Here is a 21,619-nt window from a genome sequence, read left to right as displayed (position 1 = left end):
AGGGAAGGGCTACTTGCCATAGGCGAGCATCAACTTCTCCTTCGCGTCGTCGTCGCCGGTCAGCCGGGTCGTCGACAGGTAGAAGACCCCGCCGACCCAGTCGATGTCCTTGGAGTAGAAGCCCCGCTCGACAGCGGCGGCGCCCGCCGGGTTCCGGAGCAGCTCGACCGGCTTGTGGTCCGTGCCGGACGTCGCGACGGAGACGACCCGGCCGCCCGCGTCGTACGACGGGTCCACGTAGGCGATGAGCTTGCCGCCCTCGACCTTGAGCGGCAGCATCGACTCCTCGGCCGGGGACTTGACCCGCCACTTCTCCTTGCCGGTGGCGAGGTCGATCGCGACGATCTCGTTGGCCGCGGCGGTCGCCTTGGTCGGCAGGTACAGCGTGTCCGCGTCGACGACCGCGCCCGTGCAGCCCGTCAGGTCGCGGGCGAAGATGGCCCAGTCGCAGGCGGGCGCGAAGTCCTCGTCGACGACGACCTGGGAGCGGAACTTGCCGGTGGCCGAGAACGTGGAGATGTTCCAGGCGTTCTTGTCCTCGTTGGTGCTGTAGATGACGACCGGGTCGACGGAGTAGGCGCGGGCGACCCGCCAGCCCTTGTCGAACTTCTGGGTCCACTTGACCTTGCCGGTCGCCGGGTCCAGCTCCTGCACCTCGTCGTGCTCGTTGTCGCCCGCGGCGTCGCAGGAGGAGACCACGATGAGCTTGGTGCCGCCCGCGAAGGCGCCGGGGAAGCAGGCCTCGCCGTACTTCTTCTTGTCGTAGAGCTTCTTGCCGGTCGTCACGTCGTACGCCGTGCCCGACATCGAGCGGCCCGCCATCAGCGTCTTTCCGGCGATGGACAGTTCGAGCTGGAGGGTGCTGTCGAAGAGGTCTCCGTCGGCGACCTCGGCGGTCCAGCCCTTCGCGCCGGTGGCGAGGTCGATCTCCTGGAGCTGGTTGCACTTGGCGCGGTCGGTGCTGCCGCTCATGTAGGCGACGACGATCTTGTCGGCGGCGGTCTGCTGCGGGGTGACCGCGCAGATCTTCTGCGGGAAGGTGACCGGGTCCCAGGTGGGCTTGCCGTCGCCGACGTCGTACGCGAACAGCTGCTTGTACGCCGCCTTCACCGCGGTCTTGTCGGTGATCCACATGCCGGGGGCGTCGGCGCCGCTGCCGGGGGCGTCCGGGGCCTCCTTGTACCAGAGGACCTTCGCCTCGCCGGCCTGGCGGCCCGCGTTCAGGTCCTCCTGCCCGCCGTCGCCGTCGCCCGAGCCGTCACCGGGGTTGACCGGGTCGTCGGAGGCGGTCGCCGTGGGGCTGCTGCTCTCCTTGGCGACCGGCTTGTCCTCGTCGCCGCCGCTCGTCACGGCCCACACGGTGCCGCCGACGACCAGCAGGCCCGCCACGGCCGCCGCGATGACGAGACCCGGCTTGCCCTTGAACGGGTTGCGCGAGCCGCCGGGTCCGCCCGCCGGCGCACCGCCGGGGTACTGCGGCTGCGGCGGGTAGCCGTACCCGGGCTGGCCGTAGGGGCCCGGCTGCTGGGGCTGGCCGTAGGGCCCGGGCTGCTGGCCGTAGGGGCCCGGCTGGGCGTACGGGCCCGGCTGCTGCGGCGGCTGGCCGTAGGGCCCCGGCTGCTGCTGGGGCTGGCCGGGCTGCTGTTGCGGATAGCCGTAGCCGGGCTGCGGCTGCTGCGGCGGCTGCTGCGGAGGGGTCGGCGCGCCGAAACCCGGCGGCTGGTTGGGCGGTGGCGGCGGCTGGGTCATCAGCGCATTCCCCCTAGTTCACTGATTTTTAGCCAGTTCTCAGACTTCTCAGACGGCCCTTTCTATCACCCGGCACTGACAACAAAACGGACCGATCGCCCCCTGTACCCAAGGGAGGACCGGTCCGTGATGCCCCTGTTACGCGCCTTCACCCAGCCTTCACGCGCCCCGCCGCGCGCTCACGCGCCGTCACGCGTCCTCGGCCAGTTCCAGCCAGCGCAGCTCCAGTTCCTCCCGCTCACCGGCCATATCACGCAGCATGGCGTCCAGTTCGGCCACCTTCGCGAAGTCCGTGGCGCTTTCGGCGATCTGGGTGTGGAGCTTGGTCTCCTTCTCGGAGATCTTGTCCAACTGCCGCTCGATCTTCTGGAGTTCCTTCTTCGCGGCCCGCTGGTCGGCGGCGCTCTTCTCCGGTACGGCACTCTGCGCGCCGGACTTCTGCGCGCCCGCCTTCTGCCCGGCGGGGGCGGACGCCGTCGCCGCCGCCTCCATCGCGTGGCGCCGCTCGATGTACTCGTCGATCCCGCGCGGGAGCATCCGCAGGGCGGCATCGCCGAGCAGCGCGAACACCCGGTCCGTGGTGCGCTCGACGAAGAACCGGTCGTGGGAGATCACGATCATGGAGCCGGGCCAGCCGTCGAGGAGGTCCTCCAGCTGGGTCAGGGTCTCGATGTCGAGGTCGTTGGTCGGCTCGTCGAGGAAGAGGACGTTCGGCTCGTCCATCAGCAGCCGCAGCAGCTGGAGCCGGCGCCGCTCACCGCCGGAGAGATCGCCGACCGGCGTCCACTGCTTCTCCTTGGAGAAGCCGAACGTCTCGCACAGCTGCCCGGCGGTCATCTCACGGCCCTTGCCGAGGTCGACGCGCTCGCGCACCGCCGAGACGGCCTCCAGGACCCGCAGGGCGGGGTCGAGTTCGGCGACCTCCTGGGAGAGGTAGGCCAGCTTGACCGTCTTGCCGACGGCGACCTTGCCGCCCACCGGCTGGGTCTCGCCCTCGGTGCGCCAGGCCTGGGCCATGGCGCGCAGCAGCGAGGTCTTGCCCGCGCCGTTGACGCCGACCAGGCCGATACGGTCGCCGGGGCCGAGCTGCCAGGTGACGTGCTTGAGGAGCACCTTGGGCCCGGCCTGGACGGTCACGTCCTCCAGGTCGAAGACGGTCTTGCCGAGCCGCGAGGAGGCGAACTTCATCAGCTCGCTGCTGTCACGCGGCGGCGGCACGTCCTTGATCAGCTCGTTGGCGGCCTCCACGCGGAAGCGCGGCTTGGACGTGCGCGCGGGGGCGCCGCGGCGCAGCCAGGCCAGCTCCTTGCGGACCAGGTTCTGCCGCTTGACCTCCTCCGTCGCGGCGATCCGCTCCCGCTCGGCGCGGGCGAAGACGTAGTCGGAGTAGCCGCCCTCGTACTCGAAGACGTCACCGCGCTGCACGTCCCACATGCGGGTGCAGACCTGGTCGAGGAACCAGCGGTCGTGGGTGACGCAGACGAGCGCGGAGCGGCGCTCGCGCAGGTGCCGGGCGAGCCAGGAGATGCCCTCGACGTCGAGGTGGTTCGTGGGCTCGTCGAGGACGATCAGGTCCTGCTCCTCGATGAGCAGCTTGGCGAGCGCGATCCGGCGCCGCTCGCCGCCGGAGAGCGGGCCGATGACGGTGTCGAGCCCCTGCGGGAAGCCGGGCAGGTCCAGTCCCCCGAACAGTCCGGTCAGCACGTCGCGGACCTTGGCGTTGCCCGCCCACTCGTGGTCGGCCATGTCCCGGATGACCTCGTGGCGGACGGTGGCCGTCGAGTCCAGCGAGTCGTGCTGGGTCAGGACGCCGAGGCGCAGTCCGCCGGAGTGGGTGACGCGGCCGGTGTCGGCCTCCTCCAGCTTGGCCAGCATGCGGATCAGGGTCGTCTTGCCGTCGCCGTTGCGGCCCACGACGCCGATCCGGTCGCCCTCGGAGACGCCGAGCGAGACACCGTCCAGCAGCGCACGGGTGCCGTACACCTTGCTGACGTTCTCGACATTGACCAGGTTGACGGCCATTTCTCTCCTGACGAGGGGGACGATCGACCTTCCAGGGTAGTCGGGAGCGCCGACGCCCCTTGCCGCGCACCGGTCCCCGGCGGTCGTCAGTGCCGGGTGACCTCGGTGGCGCCGGGTGCGGGGCCGGAGGCGGTGCGTACGGTCCGGCAGGTGCCGGAGGTCCGCAGGGCCTGGGCGATCTTCTCGGCGCTCTCGGGGTCGGGGGCGAGGAACGCGGTGGTGGGTCCTGAGCCGGAGACCAGGGCCGCGAGCGCGCCCGCGGCGCGTCCGGCGGCGAGGGTGTCGGCGAGTTCCGGGAAGAGGGAGAGGGCGGCGGGCTGGAGGTCGTTGGAGACGGCGGCGGCCAGCGCGTCCGGGTCGCCCTGGGCGAGGGCGTCCAGCAGGGCGGCGGAGGCGACCGGTTCGGGGACGTCGGTGTGGGCGGTGAGGCGGTCGAACTCGCGGAACACGGCCGGGGTCGACAGGCCGCGCCCGGCCATCGCGAAGACCCAGTGGAAGGTGCCGCCGACGTCGAGCGGGGTGAGTTTCTCCCCGCGTCCGGTGCCCAGGGCCGCTCCGCCGACCAGGCTGAAGGGCACGTCGCTGCCCAGTTCGGCGCAGATGTCCAGGAGTTCGGCGCGTGAGGCGCCGGTTCCCCACAGGATGTCGCAGGCCAGGAGGGCGCCGGCGCCGTCCGCGCTGCCGCCGGCCATGCCGCCCGCGACGGGGATGTCCTTGGCGATGTGCACGTGGACGTCCGGGCTGCGCCCGTACCGTCCGGCGAGGGCGATCGCGGCACGCGCGGCAAGGTTGGTGGTGTCGAGGGGGACCAGCGCGGCGTCCGGTCCCTGGCACGTCACACGGAGCGCGTCGGCCGGGGTCACGGTGACCTCGTCGTACAGGCCCACGGCGAGGAAGACGTTGGCCAGGTCGTGGAAACCGTCGGGCCGGGCGGCGGCGACCGCGAGCTGGACGTTGACCTTGGCGGGCACGCGGACGGTGACGGTCACTTACTCGGACTCCTTCGCCGGGGTTTCGGGGGTCGTCGACCGGGACGGCGCGGACTCGGCGATCCGCGCGAACTCCTCGACGGTGAGGGACTCCCCGCGCGCCTGCGGCGAGACCCCGGCGGCGACGAGGGCCGCCTCCGCGGCGGCGGCGGACCCGGCCCAGCCGGCGAGCGCGGCACGCAGCGTCTTGCGGCGCTGGGCGAAGGCGGCGTCGACGACCGCGAACACCTCGCGCTGCGAGGCGGTGGTCCGGATCGGCTCGGTCCGCCGGACCAGCGCCACCAGGCCGCTGTCCACGTTCGGCGCGGGCCAGAACACATTGCGGCCGATGGACCCGGCGCGCTTGACCTCGGCGTACCAGTTCGCCTTGACGGACGGCACGCCGTACACCTTCGAGCCGGGGGCGGCGGCGAGCCGGTCGGCGACCTCCGCCTGCACCATCACGAGCGTGCGCTCGATGCTCGGGAAGGTGGCGAGCATGTGCAGCAGCACCGGTACGGCGACGTTGTACGGCAGGTTCGCGACGAGCGCGGTGGGCGCGGGGCCCGGCAGTTCGGTGACCTTCATCGCGTCCGAGTGCACCAGCGCGAACCGTCCGGCCCGCTCGGGCATGCGCGCGGCGATGGTCGCGGGCAGCGCGCTCGCGAGGACGTCGTCGATCTCGACGGCGGTCACCCGGTCGGCGGCCTCCAGCAGCGCGAGGGTGAGCGAACCGAGCCCGGGTCCGACCTCGACGACGACGTCGTCCGGCCGTACCTGCGCCGTGCGGACGATGCGGCGGACGGTGTTGGCGTCGATGACGAAGTTCTGCCCGCGCTGCTTGGTCGGCCGCACACCGAGGACCTCCGCGAGTTCACGGACGTCGGCGGGGCCGAGAAGGGCGTCGGGGACGGGGCTGCTGGTCACGGGACAAGGGTACGGGGCCGGTCCCGTGGCACCGGCCGCCGCCGTCCCCCGCCGGAGCCCCCGCCGCCGCTCACCCGTGCAGCCGGCCCCCGCAGTGCGGCCAGGGGCTCGCGCCGCGCCGTACGTAGAGCTTCTTGGCGCGGAAGGTCTGCTCGGCCGCCGGGGCGTCCTGGGGACGGCCGCTGCCGCCGAGGCCCTGCCAGGTGCGGGTGTCGAACTGGTACAGGCCGCCGTACGTCCCCGAGGGGTCGACCGCGTCGGGCCGGCCGCCGGACTCGCAGGTGGCGAGGCCCTGCCAGTTCAGGCCGTCCGCACCCTGCACGGACGTGGGCATCGGCTTGGTGCCCACCTTCACGATCTGTGTGCTCGGCTCCCTGACCAGCTCGGACCTGACCAGGCGCGGTCTTTGCCGGACGCCGTTGACCGTGCGCAGGGAGTACGTGACCCGGCGCAGCCCGTTGCGTCCGGCGTGCTCGACGACCTCGGTGCCCTTGAAGAGGGACGCGTCCTCGGTGCGCTCGACGCGGAACGGGATCGCCTCCTCGCGGACCTCCTTGGTGCCGGTGATCCGCAGCACGGTGACCGTCTGGCCGTCGCGCGGGTAGCTCGCGGGCGGGACGGAGGTGGTGTCCTGGCCGCGCAGGGTGATGCCGGCCTCTTGGACGACCTCGCCCACGGTCGCCGCGTTGGTGCGGACGGTGCGGGCGCGGCCGTCGGCCATAACGGTGACGGCGCGCTCGGTGCGCACGTCCAGCGCGAGGCCCTCGCGTCCGATGCGCCGGGAGCGTGAGGTGGAGACGTACGCGCCCTCCGCGCGCACCCCCAGCTGCCTGAGCGCCCCGTCCACCGTGTGCGCCGTCGTCCACACCTCGCGCTGTTCGCCGTCGAGCGTGAGCCGTACGGGGCGCCCGTAGTGCACGGCGATCTCGTCGCCGCTGCTCAGCGCCGTCCCGGGGGCGGGTGCGATCACGTCGTGCGCCCCCACCTGGACGCCCTCGTCGGCGAGGAGTTCGGTGACGTCGTCCGCGAAGGTGTGGAGCGTGCGGGGGTGACCGTCGACGGTCAACTCGATCGCCTTGTCCTTGGCGACGAAGGCGGTGGTGCCGCCGGCGAGGAACGCGACGACCAGCGCCTGCGGGACCAGGCGGCGCATCGCGTTGTCCGCGCGCTCGGCGCCCCGCGCGCGCTTACGGCGCTCGGACCGCCCCTCCGCGCCGGCGCGCGGGGCGGGCACGGGCTCCGTCGGGGGCGCGGGGAGGTCGTGCGGGTCGTGCGCGGGATGCTCGCGCCCCGGCAGGTCGTACGCGGGGCGGTACGTGTCCGGGTACGGCATCACCGGCACGGCCGCGCCGTACGCCAGCGTCTCCGCGGCGTGCGGGTCGTAGGCGGCGCCGGGACCCGGGCCGGGACCGGGGCCGGGTCCGGCGGCGTACGGCTCGCTCGGACCGCCGTACGCCTCAAACGTCTGATAGCTGCTCACGCCGACACGCTCCAGGGGCCGGAGGGTCCAGAGGGCCCAGGGGGGTCCGGATCGGGCCCACAGAACCTAGCGGAGCAGCCGTCACTCTCCAAAGCGACGCGGCTACGAGGCGTGACGCTCGAAGGGGTCAGTATCCGAACGCGCGTGCCGTGTTCGAGGCGAGTGCCGTCGCCAGGACGTCCTCGTCGACCCCGCGCACGGCGGCCATCGCGCGGACCGTGACCGGAACGAGGTAGGGCGCGTTGGGCCGTCCGCGGTACGGCGCGGGCGTCAGGAAGGGCGCGTCCGTCTCGACCAGGAGCAGCTCCAGGGGGGCGACGGCGACGGCGTCGCGCAGGTTCTGGGCGTTCTTGAAGGTGACGTTGCCGGCGAAGGACATGAAGTACCCCGCGCGGGCGCAGATCTCGGCCATCTCGGCGTCGCCGGAGTAGCAGTGGAAGACGGTGCGCTCGGGGGCGCCCTCCTCCTTCAGCACGCGCAGCACGTCGGCGTGGGCGTCGCGGTCGTGGATGACGAGCGCCTTGCCGTGCCGCTTGGCGATCTCGATGTGGGCGCGGAAGGAGCGCTCCTGTGCGTCCTTGCCCTCGGGGCCGGTGCGGAAGTAGTCGAGTCCGGTCTCGCCGACGCCCTTGACCTGGGGGAGTGCGGCGAGGCGGTCGATCTCGGCGAGCGCCTCGTCGAGCGCCCCCGCGCCCCCCGCCTGGCGCGCGCCCTGCCGGGACCACCCGTCGGGGTCGCCGTGGACGATGCGCGGCGCTTCGTTGGGGTGCAGGGCGACGGTCGCGTGGACGGCGTCGTGCGCCGCGGCGGTCTCGGCGGCCCAGCGCGAGCCGCGCAGGTCGCAGCCGACCTGGACGACGGTCGTCACGCCCACCGACGCGGCCTTGGCCAGGGCCTCCTCCACCGTGCCGGACTGCATGTCGAGGTGGGTGTGCGAGTCGGCGACGGCGACCCGGAGGGGTTCCGGGAGCGGCGGCGCGGCGTTCTTGTCGGACGGGCCGGAGCCGGCGTCGGACGGGCCGGAGGAGGAAGGCATGCCCCGATCCTACGAAAGGGCCGTTTCCGTGACCGGGGCACGCCTCCCTCACCGGGGAGGCGGCGAGCCGGGGGCTGCCTCAGCTCGCCTTGCGGTGGAAGGGGTGCAGCAGATCGGACAGATGCCAGTGGGCGCGGCCACGGGTCTGCGCGGGCACCTCGGGAACCTCAGGCGTCCCGGGCGCCTCGGACGCGTCGGCCGGCGCGACGACGGCGACGGGACGCCGCTGCCGGCGCGCCGCGTCCAGCACCGAGGACACCTGCCCCGCCCGCATGATCCGCACGACGTGGCCGTCGCAGTTCAGGCACGTGGGCTTCGTCAGCGGCGACGGGACGACCTGGCTGCCCGTCACGTAGATCACGAAGTCACGACCGTCGGCGTCGGTGTGGTGCTCTATCTCGTACGACTGTTCCCAGCCGTGCCCGCAGCGCATGCAGGCGAAGGAATACGACTCGTGGACGACGGCGGTGGCGCCACGACGCAGCGCGGCGGTCTGCCCTGCGATCTCACCCATGCCAGCTCCTCGGATTCCGCTGGACCGGTGGGGACGGGTGCGTCCCCGAGTCCAGTGGACGCCTCCCGCGGCACGAATGCAGCAGACCTGTCCTCTGTTGGATCCGATTTGGACTTTCCTTGCAAATCGGCCTGTCCGGCGAGGGCTGCGCTTTGCCTTCGGCCGTCGCGCTTTGCCTGTCCGTGGGGCGCACGCTCAGAGGAGAAGCGCCCTGCTCACAGGGGGTTTGCCGCCACTCTCACCAGCTCTTCACAGCCCTGCCTGTTTGGCCGCCACCACGGCGTCGAAGACCTCCCGCTTGGGCAGGCCCGCCTCGACCGCGACGGCCGCGATCGCCTCCTTGCGGCGCTCCCCCGCCTCCTCGCGCAGCCGCACGCGCCGCACGAGCTCCTCCGCGCTCAGGTCCTGCTCGCCCTTCTCGGGCGCCCCCTCCACGACGACGGTGATCTCCCCGCGCACGCCCTCGGCCGCCCACGCCGCCAGCTCCGCCAGCGGACCGCGCTTGACCTCCTCGTACGTCTTCGTCAGCTCCCGGCAGACGGCGGCGCGGCGCTCCGCGCCGAACACCTCCGCCATCGCCGCGAGGGTGTCGTCGAGGCGGTGCGGGGCCTCGAAGTACACGAGCGTGCGCCGCTCCCCGGCGACCTCCCGCAGCCGCGAGAGCCGCTCGCCGCCCTTGCGCGGCAGGAACCCCTCGAAGCAGAACCGGTCCACGGGCAGCCCCGACAGCGCGAGCGCGGTCAGCACGGCGGACGGCCCGGGAACCGCGGTGACCTTGATGTCCCGCTCGACGGCGGCGGCCACCAGCCGGTACCCGGGGTCGGACACGGACGGCATCCCCGCGTCCGTGACCAGCAGCACCCGCGCGCCGCCCGCCAGTTCCTCGACCAGCTCCGGCGTACGCGCCGACTCGTTGCCCTCGAAGTACGACACGACCCGGCCCGTGGGGGTCACCCCGAGCGCCTGGGTGAGGCGTCGCAGGCGCCGGGTGTCCTCGGCGGCGATGACGTCCGCACCGGCCAGTTCCGCGGCCAGCCGGGGCGGGGCGTCCGCGGTGTCGCCGATGGGGGTGCCTGCCAAAACAAGGGTTCCTGTCACGTTTCCATCCTCGCAGCCCCCATCCACGGGACTCCCACAGACCTGTTCCCTACGATGGCGCGGTGACCAGTACCGCGTCCCACACGGACACCCGGCAGGGCCAGCCACCGCAGGACCAGCGGCCGTCGTGGCAGCAGCGGCTGCGCCGTTTCGGCTACACGGCGGGCCCCAGAAGCGATGTCCGCGACCGGCTCGTACCGCCGTACAACGCGCCCGACCCGCGCATGTGGGCGGCGCTCGGCCTCCCGAAAGCGCTGGTCGACCGCATCGTGCGCTGGTCCGGCTGGGGCGGGCCGCTGCTGGTCACGCTCTTCGCCGGGGTGATCCGGTTCTGGCACCTGGGCAGCCCCAAGGCGGTGATATTCGACGAGACGTACTACGCCAAGGACGCCTGGGCGCTCGTCCACCGCGGCTTCGAGGTCAACTGGGACAAGAACGCCAACGATCTGATCCTGTCGACGAACGGCCATGTGTCGATCCCGACGGACGCCGCCTATGTCGTGCATCCGCCGGTCGGCAAGTACGTGATCGGGCTCGGCGAGCTGATCTGGGGCTTCAACCCGTTCGGCTGGCGGTTCATGACCGCGCTGCTCGGCACGCTGTCGATCCTCGTCCTGTGCCGCGTGGGCCGCCGTATCTTCCGCTCCACGTTCCTCGGCTGCCTGGCGGGCACCCTGATGGCGGTGGACGGGCTTGCCTTCGTGATGGCCCGCACCTCGCTGCTCGACGGCGTGCTGATGTTCTTCGTGCTGGCGGCGTTCGCCTGTCTGGTGGTGGACCGCGACAGGGCACGGGAGAAACTCGCGGCGGCGCTGCCGGCCGGCCCCGACGGGCTGGTCCGCCCGGACGCGCACATCGCCGAGACCACCCGCCTCGGCTGGCGCCCCTGGCGCTGGCTGGCCGGTCTGATGCTGGGCCTGGCCATCGGCACCAAGTGGAACGGCCTCTACGTCCTCGCCGCGTTCTGCGTGATGGCGGTCCTGTGGGACGTCGGCTCCCGCAGGGTGGCGGGCGCCCGGCACCCGTACCTGGCGGTCCTCAAGCGGGACGTGGGCCTGGCCTTCCTGGCGACGGTCCCGGTCGCGGTCGTCACCTACCTCGTCTCCTGGATCGGCTGGATCCTCTCCCCCACGGACGGCTCCGGCGGCTACTACCGCAACTGGGCCGTGACGGACGGGAAGAACAGCGACTGGTCCTGGCTGTTCCCCGACTGGTGGCGCAGCCTGTGGCACTACGAGCACCAGGTCTACGAGTTCCACGTCGGCCTGCACTCGCCGCACACCTACCAGTCCAACCCGTGGAGCTGGATCGTCGACGGCCGCCCCGTCTCGTACTTCTACGAGTCCCCGGCCCCCGGCAAGGACGGCTGCCCCGCCGACGCCGCCGAGAAGTGCGCCCGCGAGGTCCTCGCCATCGGCACGCCCCTGCTGTGGTGGGCCGCCGCGTTCGCGATCCTCTACGTGCTGTGGCGCTGGTTCTTCCGCCGCGACTGGCGCGCGGGCGCCATCGCCTGCGGCATCGCGGCGGGCTACCTCCCCTGGTTCCTGTACCAGGAGCGGACGATCTTCTTCTTCTACGCCGTCGTCTTCCTGCCCTTCCTCTGCCTCGCCGTCGCGATGATGATCGGCGCGATCATCGGCCCGCCCGGCTCCTCCGACACCCGCCGGGTGGCCGGCGCGACGGGCGCGGGCGTCCTGGTCCTGCTGATCGCCTGGAACTTCATCTACTTCTGGCCCATCTACACCGGCCAGGCCATTCCGATCGAGGACTGGCGGTCCCGGATGTGGCTGGACACCTGGGTCTAGCTGCAACAACGACTGGGAGGGCGCGACAGCTGGTCGCGCCCTCCCAGTCGTTGTTAGTCGTTAGTGGCCGTCCCGGGCCACCTTCGGACGGCCCGAGGACGGCCCGGACCTGGACTCCGGCAATTCACTGGCCACGTAGGCCTACCCACGCTCGTCCAACCAGCAGCAATCAGTCCCCTGCCCCGGAGGGGAACGCTCATCGCCCACGCCTCGTCCATATCGAGGGTGTGACCCCAACACCTGTGATCACAGAGCAGGAACGTGGCGGTAACGGGATCGGGCAACAACGGTCACAAGAGGGGACAACTTGGCTACGATCAGCAGTCCGATCAAGGACAAGGGGGGATCGGTAATCTTGACGTGCTTGCCTGGGCTTGACCCGACGACGGGCCTGCTGCCACCCGGCCGTTACGGAGCTTCCCTAGCCGAGTTGTACACAGCGCTTGTGGAATCCACAGGCTCTGAAGTTCGACGCGAAATCTGGGAAGAATGGACTCAGCACCGCACGGCGGTCGAAGCGTTCACGGGGGAGATCAGTCGCATGTGGGTCGGAGGTAGCTTCGTGAGCAGCAAACCCGACCCCAGCGATGTGGACGTGACGTACCTGTTGAACGCCCACGCCTACGACCGCTTGGATCGCGAGACCCTGACGGACCTAGATGATCTAACTCTCCGGGCTTGGTGTGTCGAGCAAGGGATGCGCGTCGATGCCCATCTGGTGCGCCTTCCTGAGAGAGTGCCCGTCTCCCAGATGGTGCCCAGCCTCCTCAGCCCAGATTCAAAACAGTCTTTCCGAGACTTGGGCCTCTACGATGAGGTATGGCAGTGCATCAAGCCATCGTCCGCCCAGTCTGTTCCTGAAGTGCTGCGTCGAGGGTATGTGGAGGTGCTGCTGTGACACCAACACCGAACATGCCCATGCCCGACCCATCGGACAAAATTGCACTTCGCGAGTGGATGAGGCGCATCCGTAACAACCGCACGCACGACGCTCGCGACAAGCCGAGCACTCCAGCCGAATTTGCGACTATTCAGCGTAATCGACTCCTGAAGACCGTTGAGTCAAGGGCAGAGCAGGCGCGGCGCCGCCTTGAGGTAGCGCTGACCGGCGCGGCAACTACCGGGCATATGGTGCCTGTTTCCACCCTTGGTTCATTCCTCACCAATCTACAAGAGTCCGTCTCTGCTGTCGCCCAAGCCCTAACGGGCCGACCGACAACATTTGCGTCAATTCCGCGCGACATTCGCGAAGCTACTGCATTGAGCGCGGCAGCAACTTTCCCCTCGTCTTTCGGTGTAGCGATGTTGGGGCCATCAGTTGAAGCAGGTCAAGACAATCTCTTCGGGGATTCTTTTGGCGATCTCCGAACTGTTCTCGATGAGGCCATCGACAAGGTGCTTGACATCGCCGACCTTTCGGAAGGCGCAGGCCTTTCGGATGAAGTCTTGGCGGAACAACTGGCCCCCCTTGGCCAGAGAGCAACGAAGCATATCGGCCTGCTCACAGCCGGACTAACAGATGCCGGCGTCGGCGTACGCGTTTATTGGCACACACAGAGTGGCGGCGTCCGCGAAAGCAACTGGACGCCTACAGGTGTCCAGAGGGTTCGCTACCTGTGCGAGCACAGCGAGTTCACCGAAGCCGAAACGATCACCGTCGTAGGGTGGCTAGGGTCAGCGAGTTCCTTTCAAGGAAAAGTCGAGATCCGCACTGACAGTGGTGAGCTTATTCGGGCGAGCACCGATGATGAGCTAACGGGTCAGCTCGAAAGATTTCTCAACCGGCGAGTCCAAGCAGAAGTAGAGGCAACCAGGGTAATATTCGCTGGCGGACGCGAGCGTAATATTTACTCCGTCCTAAACTTGCAAATCCTGTCTGGCTAATGGGCCAGCAACGGCAACTTCCATCTACACCGGCCAGGCCATCCCGATCGAGGATGTGGCTGGACACCTGGGTCTAGCTGGGCGGACAGACCAAGAGGGGGCGGTGTCCTGACGCGCCCTCTTGGTCATTGACGGCCGTTAGCGGTCGTTCTGGGCCACCCTCGGACGGGGCCCGGCTAGAAGCACCGATGCTAGGCCGATGGCACGGCCGTCAACGCCCTGCGCGTAGCACGCTTCCGGCGGCATGATGTGACGCATGGATCAAGGAAACGCAGCCGTTTGGGCATCCGCGCTGGGGATCGCAGGCACGCTGCTGGGGGCGCTGGGAGGAGCCTTCGTGCAGGCCCGATCGACCCGTCGCCAGGTGGCAGATCAAGAGGCCGCTGATGTGCGACACCGCTTGCGCGACGAACGCCGGGCAGCCTACGCAAGTTTCCTCGACCAGCGGGACGCTGTGCAGTCAGAGCTCGGTCCGATCACTACCGTCCGCATGTCGCCGGAATGGCGCGAGGGCATTGATCGCAGGGAGCTATGGGCACCTGCAAATGTCAGCCTGACAGCGTTGCAGAGATGTGCGACCACGGTGGCAATCACTGGCCCCGATGACATGGCGAACCTGGCGCAGGCCATCTATGAGGCGATGCTCCAAGAGGCGGATTCCCTGCGGCACCCAGGTCTAGCCCTAGACGAAGTCCTCCGCCGGTATGGGGCCGCATCGGGCATCGTTGACAGCCTGCGGGACAGCTTTGTTGCAGGAGCACAGAAGGCGTTGGCCGCTCCCACCAGATAGCGAGGTGCTCCAGTGAGATTTACAGCGGCCCACATTGGGCGCCCCTGACCTGCAATCTCCTTCCCAATCCCCCTCTTGGGGACACCTGGGGGAACGGGTCCGATTTCACGCCCCCTGGTTACGCGACGGGGGCGCGGCCAATCGCCAAGAGATGCGAACTCGCCGCTAGCAACTCCGGGTACGGCTCAGCCATCCGCGCGGCAGTCATGGCAGAAGCAATCAGCTCATCGGTAGGCCCGTCTCCCGGCTGCTGCTCAACGGCCTTGACCAAAGACCAAGCAGGACCCTCGACGCCGAAAACCTGCACGTCGGTAAGCCCAGAGTTCCGAAGCTCATCGGCCAATTCCTCTGCCCGGTGAAAGTAGGCCAGGGTGAAGTGTTCGCCATCGTGGACAGCAGTCCGAAGGATCTTCGACACAGGCCCCTGCATGCGGTCCGTGTGCAAGTGGGCGTACGTAACGTGCTCGAAGAGGGAGGCGTATCGGTTGATCGCGGCTGCTGCTACCAGTCCACCGGGCCTCACTACCCTCCGCGCCTCCGCGAGCGCCTGACAACGGTCAGCAGGGTCGGGCAAGTGGTAGAGGGGCCCAAGTAGCTGAACCACGTCAAAGCTGCGATCGGCCGCTTCCAGGTCCCGCGCGTCCCCGAGTGCTGCCGGGCAGATAGCTGACGCCTGTTGGACATGGCGGGGCACGGGGTCAACCAGTGTCACCGCGTACCCGTCTCCGACCAGCCACTCAGCATGGACTCCCGCGCCGCCGCCCACATCCAGCACTGTGGCGGGCGCCGGGGGAAGGAAGCGGCGCAACAACTCCTTGGTACGAGCCAGCTCAAGACGACCGTCCGCCGAGCGGTGCAGGCGGCGGCTCTCGTCGACAGTCTCGCCGTAGAACCGCAGAACGGACGGAGCCAATCCGAAATTCGACATAACCGCAGTATGATGTGTACCGGTGGACCAGTCCAGCAAGGAGACCGGCATAGAGAGGCAGCCATGGCGCTACTGAAGTACGAGGAGATCGCGGAGTCGCTACGCGCGCGCATCGCGGCCGGCGAGTTCGGGCCTGGCGACGTCGTGCCGTCCGGGCGCGATCTGGCGGAACAGTGGTCAGTGTCGCGCGCGACCACAGTCAAGGCCCTGGATGTCCTGCGGAATGACGGCGTGGTTGTGGCCAAGCAGGGGACAGGCTTCGTCGTGACAGAGACACCGGTCGCACGACCTGCGGGCGCGCGGCGGGCGGGATCTGCCCGCGTGACCGGCGGCATGCCCTTCCTGCGAGTAGGTGAGCCGGATTGGGCGGAGCCCCCGGAGCGAGTGGCCAATGTGCTGGGCCTGACCTCTGGAATCTCCGCCCTGCGACGCGTTCGAATCCTTCAGCTCCCCGACGGGAGTCCACACAGTTATGCCGAAGCATGGTTCCCGCCCGAGATCGCGGAAGCCTCACCCCGGCTGGCGCAGACCGCACCAATCCCGGAAGGGACAACCCGCTACGTGCGTCGACAGACGGGCCGCTTCCCCGCCGAAGGGGTGGACGTCACAACGGTTCGACTGGCAACCGAGATCGAAGCCCATCACCTGGGCCTGCCCGAACAGACGGCGGTTGCCGTAGTTCTGCACACGGCCTACGACCAGGACGGTCGCCCACTCGTCTGCGAAGAGGGCGTGACCCCCGCCCCTCATTTTGAGCAAGTGGAGACGTATGCGATGTAAGCCAGAGTGACCCATAAGGAAGCTGGACCGGTCCGCCGGTCCAGCTTTTTTCATGGACCGTCAGCACTCTGGGCAGCACAAATGACACCTCGACAACCCGCCCGGGAGACTTAGGACTTGACTGGACCGGTCCACCGGTCCAGTCTAGAGATGCGCCCGGAGGAACGCTCCGCAGGGAGCAAGTACGAAGTGAGCGCGCATCGATTGAGAACTCAACAGAGTGTCAGTTGACAGGTTTTCAGCCCTGTCCCCGCAGTGGCCCGGGTAACGGCCACGGCAGCCACTTCGTGGCAGGTGAATGCGTCCTGCCCTGTGCGTCAGCTCTGGAGAACACTCGCGCGGATCATCCCTTCCTTCCGGGAGGTCAACCGCACGTGGTGCCACCTACCGCGCGCTGCCCTGCTGGCGTCAGAGCAGTAACGATGACGCACCCGACGTTCCCGGCTCGGGGTCGGTCCGCTGTGGCAACGGCGTACCGACGAAAGCCGTGTCCCTGCGATTCGCGGGAGGTCGGCGTGAGCCGACGACATACCAGGGCGCCGCCGTAATGGACCGGCCGGCGGCGCCCTCCTTCATCCGGTCCGCTCTGGCTTCGCAGCGCCTGACGCTGCGGCCGGCTGCCTCTCCCGTCCGTACCTCGTTCCGCGTCTGCGGTTGAGGGACGGACGGGAGCGCGGGGAGCCGGATCTACCGACTTCAACGGCGTGCGCCCCCGGTGCTGGAACACCGAGGGCGCTGTTCGGGCCGTTCCTGTGTGAGAGGACCACGACCCAATGGAACACATCGTTACTGCTCAGGGCATTGTTACGGCGTCCGACGACTGGATGCCGTTCGCCGACTTCTCGTTGGAGCCGACGGCGGCGGAGTTGGACGCGATCGAGCGGGAGCTTCCGCTGATCCTGGCGGGCGTTGACCTGCTCGACGCGCAGATCATCACCATCGGCCGCACCCCGACCGAGTTGGACAGCCGGCGTATCCGCCGGGCCCGTCGGCGGGTGCTGGCCGCGCGGCGTGCGCTGGCCAACCGCACGGCCGGTGCGACGGGTGGTGCGGCGTGAGTGAGGACCTCACCTTCGAGGATCGGATGTTCCTGGCGAGCCAGGGCGTCTACGACCGGATCGTTGACGGCGAGGTTGTCGACGTGGAGGCCGCGTTGATGGACGCCCACCTTGAGGCTTCGGAAGAGGGCGAGACGTCATGAGCACCGAGACTCCCGCCCCCGCCCGCGCGGCGGTCCCCAAGCTGAGCCGCCCGGAGATCGGCCTTGCCGGGCTCGGGGCGCTCGCCGCTGCGGCGGTCGGCGCCCTGGGCCTGTATTCCTCGTTCGACGCTGTGTCTCTTGCCGCGGCGCGGTGGGGGTTCAGCAACCCGCGCACCCTGCCCGTCGCGATCGACATCGCGATCCCGGTGTTCACCCTGGCCAACCTGCTGTTGATCCGGATGGACATGGCGCTTGGGTGGGTGCGGTTCGTGCCGTGGGTGCTGACGCTGGTGACGTGCTGGCTGAACATTGCGGCCGGTCACTCGTTGTCGGCGAAGGTGGCGCACGGCACGATGCCGCTGCTGTGGGTGGTGTTCTCCGAGATCGGCGCGCACGTCTACGCCGTGCGTATCGGGGCGGTCACCGGCCGGCGGATGGACAAGATCCGTTTCTCGCGGTGGATGCTGGCGCCGTTGTCGACGTTCGCGCTGTGGCGGCGCATGACGCTGTGGGAGGTCACCTCCTACAGCGACGCGCTCGCCGTCGAGCGGGAACGCCTGCTGGCCCGTGCGGACCTGCACGAGCAGTACGGCGTCATTGCCTGGCGCTGGAAGACTCCCCGGCGCGAGCGCGTGATGCTGCGCATGGGCGACCTCGCCCCCGCCGCCACCGACACGCCCCCCGGCCCGGAACCCGAGCAGACCCCGGAGCCGCCGAAGCAGGAGACGCCCAAGGCACCGCGCCGCCGGACCCCCGCGAAGAGCAAGGCGCCTGCGGTGCAGCGCAGTTCGGCTGATCTGCTCGCCGAAGCCCGCACCGTTACGGCGGACTGGCCGGATGCCGGGATCAATGCCGAAGCGCTGCGCAAGGCGCTGCACTGCGGTTCGCGTCCGGCTCGGCAGGTGCGTGACTTCCTGCTCGCCGAACGGACCGACGCCGCCAACGTTCTGCGCCCGGTGGTCGTGTCCGCCGGTGCTGAGGGGGTGGCGGCGTGAGCACCCTGGCCACGGTCCTGCTCGCCAGCCTGCCCCTCACGGTGGGGTGGGTGGTGCATGTGTGGTGGCTGCGAGGCTGCCTGAACACCGCCCGCCGTGACCCGCTCACCGGGTTACGCACCCGGGACGGCTTCACCCGCCGCGCGAGCGTCCTGCTCCGGGACCCGCGCGCGGTGGTTGTCCTCGCCGACGTCGACAAGTTCAAGCACATCAACGACCACTTCGGGCACGCCGCCGGAGACGCCCTGTTGAAGGCGGTCGCCGAGCGGCTCGCCCACCACGTCGGGTCGTCCGGGGTGGTGGGCAGGCTCGGGGGCGATGAGTTCGCCGCGGTCCTGCTCGACGACCACGAACTGACCGCCGGCGTCCTCCCCCTGCTCCATCACGTCCTCGCCCGTCCCGTCGACGGCCAGGACCCGGACGTGCGGACCACGGTCTCGCTCGGCTGGGTCCGTGCCGCGGACTTCCCTGGCGATGATCTGTCGGGGTTGTTGCGGCGGGCGGATGAGGCGATGTACGCGGCCAAGCAAGGCCGTGCCGGCATCCGCCGGGCCGGGCTCGGCTGGCTGTTCGCCACCGTCACCGGCCGCCGCGCCGGACGCACCGGCGCACAGTCCGCCGGGCCCGTGGTGGGGGTGGCGGGCTGATGGTCGCCACCTACGGCAAGTGCTACGACCCGGCCGGGACGCAGTACGGCATACCGACCTACCCGTGGCGCTACGCCCCCAACGGTCTCGCCACCCGCCGTCAACTCCGCGCGTGCGGGCTGCGCCCCGGTGGGCAGCCGGTCGCGGCTCAGGTGCTGCGTCCGCGCTACCGGCGCGGCCCGCTGGTCGCCTACCTGTACCGGGTCGACCGTGCCAAGCCGGTCCGGCCGATGACGCCGGGCCGGTATGCCGCGCTCGCCAAGGCGATGCGAGCCCGCCGCACCTGCCCGGTCTGCCGACTCGATGCCGGATACGTGATCCCCGGCTCGCTCGGCATGTGCGTGCCCTGCGCCTACCCCGACGAACAGCGCGCCGCCTGAACACCCCTGCATCACGAGCCGGCGGGGCCCGTCCGCCCACCTCCTACAGCGACGGACCGGCCCCGCCTTTTCTCCCATTGGAAGGGACTTTCAGTGAAGCACCCCGACGACGACAACGAACTCTTCAACCGACTCGAAGCCGAAATGCGCGCCGACTCCCACCCCGACCCCGGCGGTGAGGTAGTCGACTTGGACAAGGCACGGTCGGCCCGTTCCGAGTCGGCCGACCCGACCACCGACCCCGGCGCCGACCGGTCGCCCGACTCCGAGCCCGACCGTTCGGGCATCGAGTCGGGCGACCCGAGCGTGCCCGTGAAGGTCGACCAGCCGACCCCCAGGGCGATGGGTCCGGGCTACCTCGGTCGCCTCGCCGGCGCGCACCGCCGGGAGGTGGTGCCGGTGTGGTTGCGCTCGCTCGCCGAACTGCGCACCGCGACCGGTTGGGTGGCCCGTCACTACACGCACGCCGCCGGCTACCACGCCCTGCGCACTCCGGTCTACGCCGTCCGTCTCGCCTTCCAGGCCCCGACCGGCGCCGCCCGGTTCATCGGGGGCACGGTGCGGTGGGTGGCCGACCGTGAGGGCGAACCCGTCCGCCTCGCCGCCGTCCGCCGCGAGGACGCTGCCGAGTACCTCAAGCTGTCGCGGCAGCGCGACGGACGCGTCCGACTGCGCACTCTCGTCGCGGTGCTCGCGCTGTTCATCGGGTTGGGTGCCGCGCTCGCCGTCTACGTCCTGGCCCCCGGCTGGCTGCAAGCCCTGTCGGTGAGCGCGGTCGTGATGGCGCTCGGCGGCGCCGGCGGCAAGGCGGACGCCCCGGTTGTCCACAGGGCTGTGGAACTGCCCACGGCGGTCAAGCTCACCAGTGACATCGTGCTGCGCGCGCTCGGAGCGCTCGGCATCCCCGCGATCAACCAGGCGCAGGGCAAGGGGCGTGACGGGTTCGAGTTCACCGCCCCCATCACCCGCGACGGTCCCGGCTGGCGCGCTCAGGGCAACCTCCCCTACGGCGTCACCGTCACCGACGTCATCGAGCGCCGCGACCGGCTCGCTTCCGGTCTGCGCCGCCCGCTCGGCTGCGTGTGGCCCGAAGCGGTCACCGAAGAGCACACCGGGCACCTCGTGCTGTGGGTCGGCGACCAGGACATGTCCCGCGCGAAGCAGCCCAAGTGGCCGCTGCTCAGGGCGGGTTCGGTGGACCTGTTCAAGCCGGTCGCCTACGGCACCGACCAGCGCGGACGCTGGGTCGAAGCCACCCTCATGTACATCGCCGGCGTCATCGGCGCGATCCCCCGCATGGGCAAGACGTTCCTGCTCCGCCTGCTGCTGCTCATCGCCGCACTGGACCCCCGGGCGGAACTGCACACCTACGACATGAAGGGCACGGGCGACCTTGACCCGGTGGGTGACGCGGTCTCGCACCGGCATGCTGCGGGGGACGACGACGAGTCCATCACCTACTGCCTGAACGACTTCCGGGCGCTGCGCGAGGAACTGCGCCGCCGCACCAAGGTGATCCGCTCCCTGCCCCGCGACATCTGCCCGGAATCGAAGGTGACCAGCGCTCTCGCCGACAAGCGCTCCCTGGGGCTGCACCCGATCGTGATCGGGGTGGACGAGTGCCAGGTGCTGTTCGAGCACCCCGAGCACGCCAAGGAGTTCGAGGAGATCGCGACCGACCTGGTCAAGCGCGGTCCGGCCACCGGGATCGTGCTGCTGCTGGCCACGCAGCGCCCGGACGCCAAAGCCCTGCCCACCGGGATCAGCGCGAACGCGTCCGCGCGCTGGTGCCTGAAGGTCATGGGCCAGTTGGAGAACGACATGGTGCTCGGCACGTCCGCCTACAAGCGAGGCGTGCGGGCGACCATGTTCGCCTGGGGCGACAAGGGCATCCACTACTTCGTCGGTGAAGGCTCCGACGCCCGGATCGTGCGGTCCGTCTACGTCGACGGCCAGGGCGCCGACGACATCGCCGCCCGCGCCCGCAGGGCACGCGAGAAGGCCGGACTCCTGTCCGGGCACGCTCTCGGCGAGGCACCCGAGCCCGTGTCCAGTGGCTATGACCTGCTGCGCGACATCCTCGCCGTCGTTCCCGCAGGCGAGCCGAAGGTGTGGTCCGAGACCGTCGTCGCGCGGCTCGCGGAACTGCGCGAGGACGTCTACGACGGATGGGACCCCGAAGGGCTCGCCGCCGCGCTGAAGCCCCACGGCGTGACCACGATTCAGGTGGGGCGGCGGGTCAACGGCAAGGTGGTCAACCGGCGCGGTATCGACCGCTCCCACATCACCGCCGCGATTGCGGAGCGTGACGGAAACCGGGACGCGGGCTGACCGTGCGGGGCCGCTAGCGCTAGCGGCACACCCCGCTAACGTTAGCGGCCCCGCTAGCACCCCGAACCTGCTTTGATCAGGCCG

Annotated in this window: 20 protein-coding genes; 11 read left to right on the top strand and 9 right to left on the bottom strand. The window is 70.0% G+C overall.

Annotation, left to right across the window (positions count from 1 at the left end; all coding sequences use genetic code 11):
- Positions 1-9 precede the first annotated feature (9 nt).
- The 8 genes from ACIPSE_RS38080 to rsmI all read right to left on the bottom strand — a co-directional run bounded on the left by ACIPSE_RS38080 (position 10) and on the right by rsmI (position 9,794).
- Positions 10-1,749 (bottom strand): PQQ-binding-like beta-propeller repeat protein, encoded by a 1,740-nt coding sequence (locus ACIPSE_RS38080; RefSeq protein WP_401672245.1) that lies wholly within the window; start codon positions 1,747-1,749, stop codon positions 10-12.
- A 189-nt stretch (positions 1,750-1,938) separates the two neighbouring features.
- The gene (locus ACIPSE_RS38075; protein ID WP_401672243.1) at positions 1,939-3,771 is read right to left on the bottom strand and encodes an ABC-F family ATP-binding cassette domain-containing protein; all 1,833 of its coding nucleotides are present in this window, start codon (positions 3,769-3,771) and stop codon (positions 1,939-1,941) included.
- An 86-nt stretch (positions 3,772-3,857) separates the two neighbouring features.
- Positions 3,858-4,760, bottom strand: a complete 903-nt coding sequence (locus ACIPSE_RS38070; protein WP_401672241.1) for a 4-(cytidine 5'-diphospho)-2-C-methyl-D-erythritol kinase — start codon at positions 4,758-4,760, stop codon at positions 3,858-3,860.
- Positions 4,761-5,666 (bottom strand): 16S rRNA (adenine(1518)-N(6)/adenine(1519)-N(6))-dimethyltransferase RsmA, encoded by a 906-nt coding sequence (rsmA, locus tag ACIPSE_RS38065; protein ID WP_401672239.1) that lies wholly within the window; start codon positions 5,664-5,666, stop codon positions 4,761-4,763.
- A gap of 70 nt (positions 5,667-5,736) precedes the next feature.
- Positions 5,737-7,146, bottom strand: coding sequence for a ubiquitin-like domain-containing protein (locus tag ACIPSE_RS38060; protein WP_401672236.1), 1,410 nt, complete (start codon positions 7,144-7,146; stop codon positions 5,737-5,739).
- Positions 7,147-7,273: 127 nt separating this feature from the next.
- Positions 7,274-8,182 (bottom strand): TatD family hydrolase, encoded by a 909-nt coding sequence (locus tag ACIPSE_RS38055; RefSeq protein WP_401672233.1) that lies wholly within the window; start codon positions 8,180-8,182, stop codon positions 7,274-7,276.
- Positions 8,183-8,261: 79 nt separating this feature from the next.
- On the bottom strand, positions 8,262-8,696 hold the full coding sequence (locus tag ACIPSE_RS38050; RefSeq protein WP_401672231.1) for a hypothetical protein: 435 nt from the start codon (positions 8,694-8,696) through the stop codon (positions 8,262-8,264).
- 249 nt (positions 8,697-8,945) lie between these two features.
- The gene (gene rsmI / locus ACIPSE_RS38045) at positions 8,946-9,794 is read right to left on the bottom strand and encodes a 16S rRNA (cytidine(1402)-2'-O)-methyltransferase (RefSeq protein ID WP_401672228.1); all 849 of its coding nucleotides are present in this window, start codon (positions 9,792-9,794) and stop codon (positions 8,946-8,948) included.
- 62 nt (positions 9,795-9,856) lie between these two features.
- Between rsmI and ACIPSE_RS38040 the strand changes: the two genes are divergently transcribed.
- From ACIPSE_RS38040 to ACIPSE_RS38025, 4 genes are all read left to right on the top strand, one after another.
- A complete protein-coding gene (locus ACIPSE_RS38040) occupies positions 9,857-11,599 on the top strand; it encodes a dolichyl-phosphate-mannose--protein mannosyltransferase (protein WP_401672225.1) in 1,743 nt (580 codons plus the stop codon).
- A gap of 307 nt (positions 11,600-11,906) precedes the next feature.
- Positions 11,907-12,497, top strand: coding sequence for a DUF6932 family protein (locus tag ACIPSE_RS38035; RefSeq protein ID WP_401672223.1), 591 nt, complete (start codon positions 11,907-11,909; stop codon positions 12,495-12,497).
- A 14-nt stretch (positions 12,498-12,511) separates the two neighbouring features.
- Positions 12,512-13,483 (top strand): hypothetical protein, encoded by a 972-nt coding sequence (locus ACIPSE_RS38030; RefSeq protein ID WP_401672221.1) that lies wholly within the window; start codon positions 12,512-12,514, stop codon positions 13,481-13,483.
- Between the two features lie 256 nt (positions 13,484-13,739).
- Positions 13,740-14,273 (top strand): hypothetical protein, encoded by a 534-nt coding sequence (locus ACIPSE_RS38025; RefSeq protein ID WP_401672218.1) that lies wholly within the window; start codon positions 13,740-13,742, stop codon positions 14,271-14,273.
- A 118-nt stretch (positions 14,274-14,391) separates the two neighbouring features.
- Here the strand turns inward: ACIPSE_RS38025 and ACIPSE_RS38020 are convergent, their stop codons facing one another.
- Positions 14,392-15,201, bottom strand: a complete 810-nt coding sequence (locus ACIPSE_RS38020) for a class I SAM-dependent methyltransferase (protein WP_401672216.1) — start codon at positions 15,199-15,201, stop codon at positions 14,392-14,394.
- A 63-nt stretch (positions 15,202-15,264) separates the two neighbouring features.
- Here ACIPSE_RS38020 and ACIPSE_RS38015 point away from each other — a divergent pair, with 63 nt between their 5' ends.
- From ACIPSE_RS38015 to ACIPSE_RS37985, 7 genes are all read left to right on the top strand, one after another.
- The gene (locus tag ACIPSE_RS38015; protein WP_401672214.1) at positions 15,265-15,981 is read left to right on the top strand and encodes a GntR family transcriptional regulator; all 717 of its coding nucleotides are present in this window, start codon (positions 15,265-15,267) and stop codon (positions 15,979-15,981) included.
- Between the two features lie 773 nt (positions 15,982-16,754).
- The gene (locus ACIPSE_RS38010) at positions 16,755-17,039 is read left to right on the top strand and encodes a DUF6284 family protein (RefSeq protein WP_401672212.1); all 285 of its coding nucleotides are present in this window, start codon (positions 16,755-16,757) and stop codon (positions 17,037-17,039) included.
- The gene (locus tag ACIPSE_RS38005; RefSeq protein ID WP_401672211.1) at positions 17,036-17,182 is read left to right on the top strand and encodes a hypothetical protein; all 147 of its coding nucleotides are present in this window, start codon (positions 17,036-17,038) and stop codon (positions 17,180-17,182) included. Before ACIPSE_RS38010 ends, ACIPSE_RS38005 begins: the two co-directional genes overlap by 4 nt.
- On the top strand, positions 17,179-18,177 hold the full coding sequence (locus ACIPSE_RS38000) for a DUF2637 domain-containing protein (RefSeq protein ID WP_401672208.1): 999 nt from the start codon (positions 17,179-17,181) through the stop codon (positions 18,175-18,177). The genes ACIPSE_RS38005 and ACIPSE_RS38000 overlap by 4 nt, the downstream gene beginning before the upstream one ends.
- Positions 18,174-18,824 (top strand): GGDEF domain-containing protein, encoded by a 651-nt coding sequence (locus ACIPSE_RS37995; protein ID WP_401672206.1) that lies wholly within the window; start codon positions 18,174-18,176, stop codon positions 18,822-18,824. The genes ACIPSE_RS38000 and ACIPSE_RS37995 overlap by 4 nt, the downstream gene beginning before the upstream one ends.
- Entirely contained in the window at positions 18,824-19,204 is a 381-nt protein-coding gene (locus tag ACIPSE_RS37990; RefSeq protein ID WP_401672203.1) for an RRQRL motif-containing zinc-binding protein, read from the top strand. Before ACIPSE_RS37995 ends, ACIPSE_RS37990 begins: the two co-directional genes overlap by 1 nt.
- A gap of 93 nt (positions 19,205-19,297) precedes the next feature.
- On the top strand, positions 19,298-21,535 hold the full coding sequence (locus tag ACIPSE_RS37985; protein WP_401672201.1) for a cell division protein FtsK: 2,238 nt from the start codon (positions 19,298-19,300) through the stop codon (positions 21,533-21,535).
- Positions 21,536-21,619 lie beyond the last annotated feature (84 nt).

The sequence above is a fragment of the Streptomyces sp. NPDC090106 genome (genome assembly GCF_044747265.1).
Taxonomy (GTDB): Bacteria; Actinomycetota; Actinomycetes; order Streptomycetales; family Streptomycetaceae; genus Streptomyces.
Note: the sequence above shows the minus strand (reverse complement) of the source record. Positions and strands in the feature narration are given on the sequence as shown.

Coding starts and splice junctions, on each gene's coding strand:
- ACIPSE_RS38080 (WP_401672245.1), bottom strand. CDS start 1,749: ATGACCCAGCCGCCGCCACCGCCCAACCAGCCGCCGGGTTTCGGCGCG.
- ACIPSE_RS38075 (WP_401672243.1), bottom strand. CDS start 3,771: ATGGCCGTCAACCTGGTCAATGTCGAGAACGTCAGCAAGGTGTACGGC.
- ACIPSE_RS38055 (WP_401672233.1), bottom strand. CDS start 8,182: ATGCCTTCCTCCTCCGGCCCGTCCGACGCCGGCTCCGGCCCGTCCGAC.
- ACIPSE_RS38050 (WP_401672231.1), bottom strand. CDS start 8,696: ATGGGTGAGATCGCAGGGCAGACCGCCGCGCTGCGTCGTGGCGCCACC.
- ACIPSE_RS38030 (WP_401672221.1), top strand. CDS start 12,512: ATGCCCATGCCCGACCCATCGGACAAAATTGCACTTCGCGAGTGGATG.
- ACIPSE_RS38025 (WP_401672218.1), top strand. CDS start 13,740: ATGGATCAAGGAAACGCAGCCGTTTGGGCATCCGCGCTGGGGATCGCA.
- ACIPSE_RS38020 (WP_401672216.1), bottom strand. CDS start 15,201: ATGTCGAATTTCGGATTGGCTCCGTCCGTTCTGCGGTTCTACGGCGAG.
- ACIPSE_RS38015 (WP_401672214.1), top strand. CDS start 15,265: ATGGCGCTACTGAAGTACGAGGAGATCGCGGAGTCGCTACGCGCGCGC.
- ACIPSE_RS38010 (WP_401672212.1), top strand. CDS start 16,755: ATGGAACACATCGTTACTGCTCAGGGCATTGTTACGGCGTCCGACGAC.
- ACIPSE_RS38000 (WP_401672208.1), top strand. CDS start 17,179: ATGAGCACCGAGACTCCCGCCCCCGCCCGCGCGGCGGTCCCCAAGCTG.
- ACIPSE_RS37990 (WP_401672203.1), top strand. CDS start 18,824: ATGGTCGCCACCTACGGCAAGTGCTACGACCCGGCCGGGACGCAGTAC.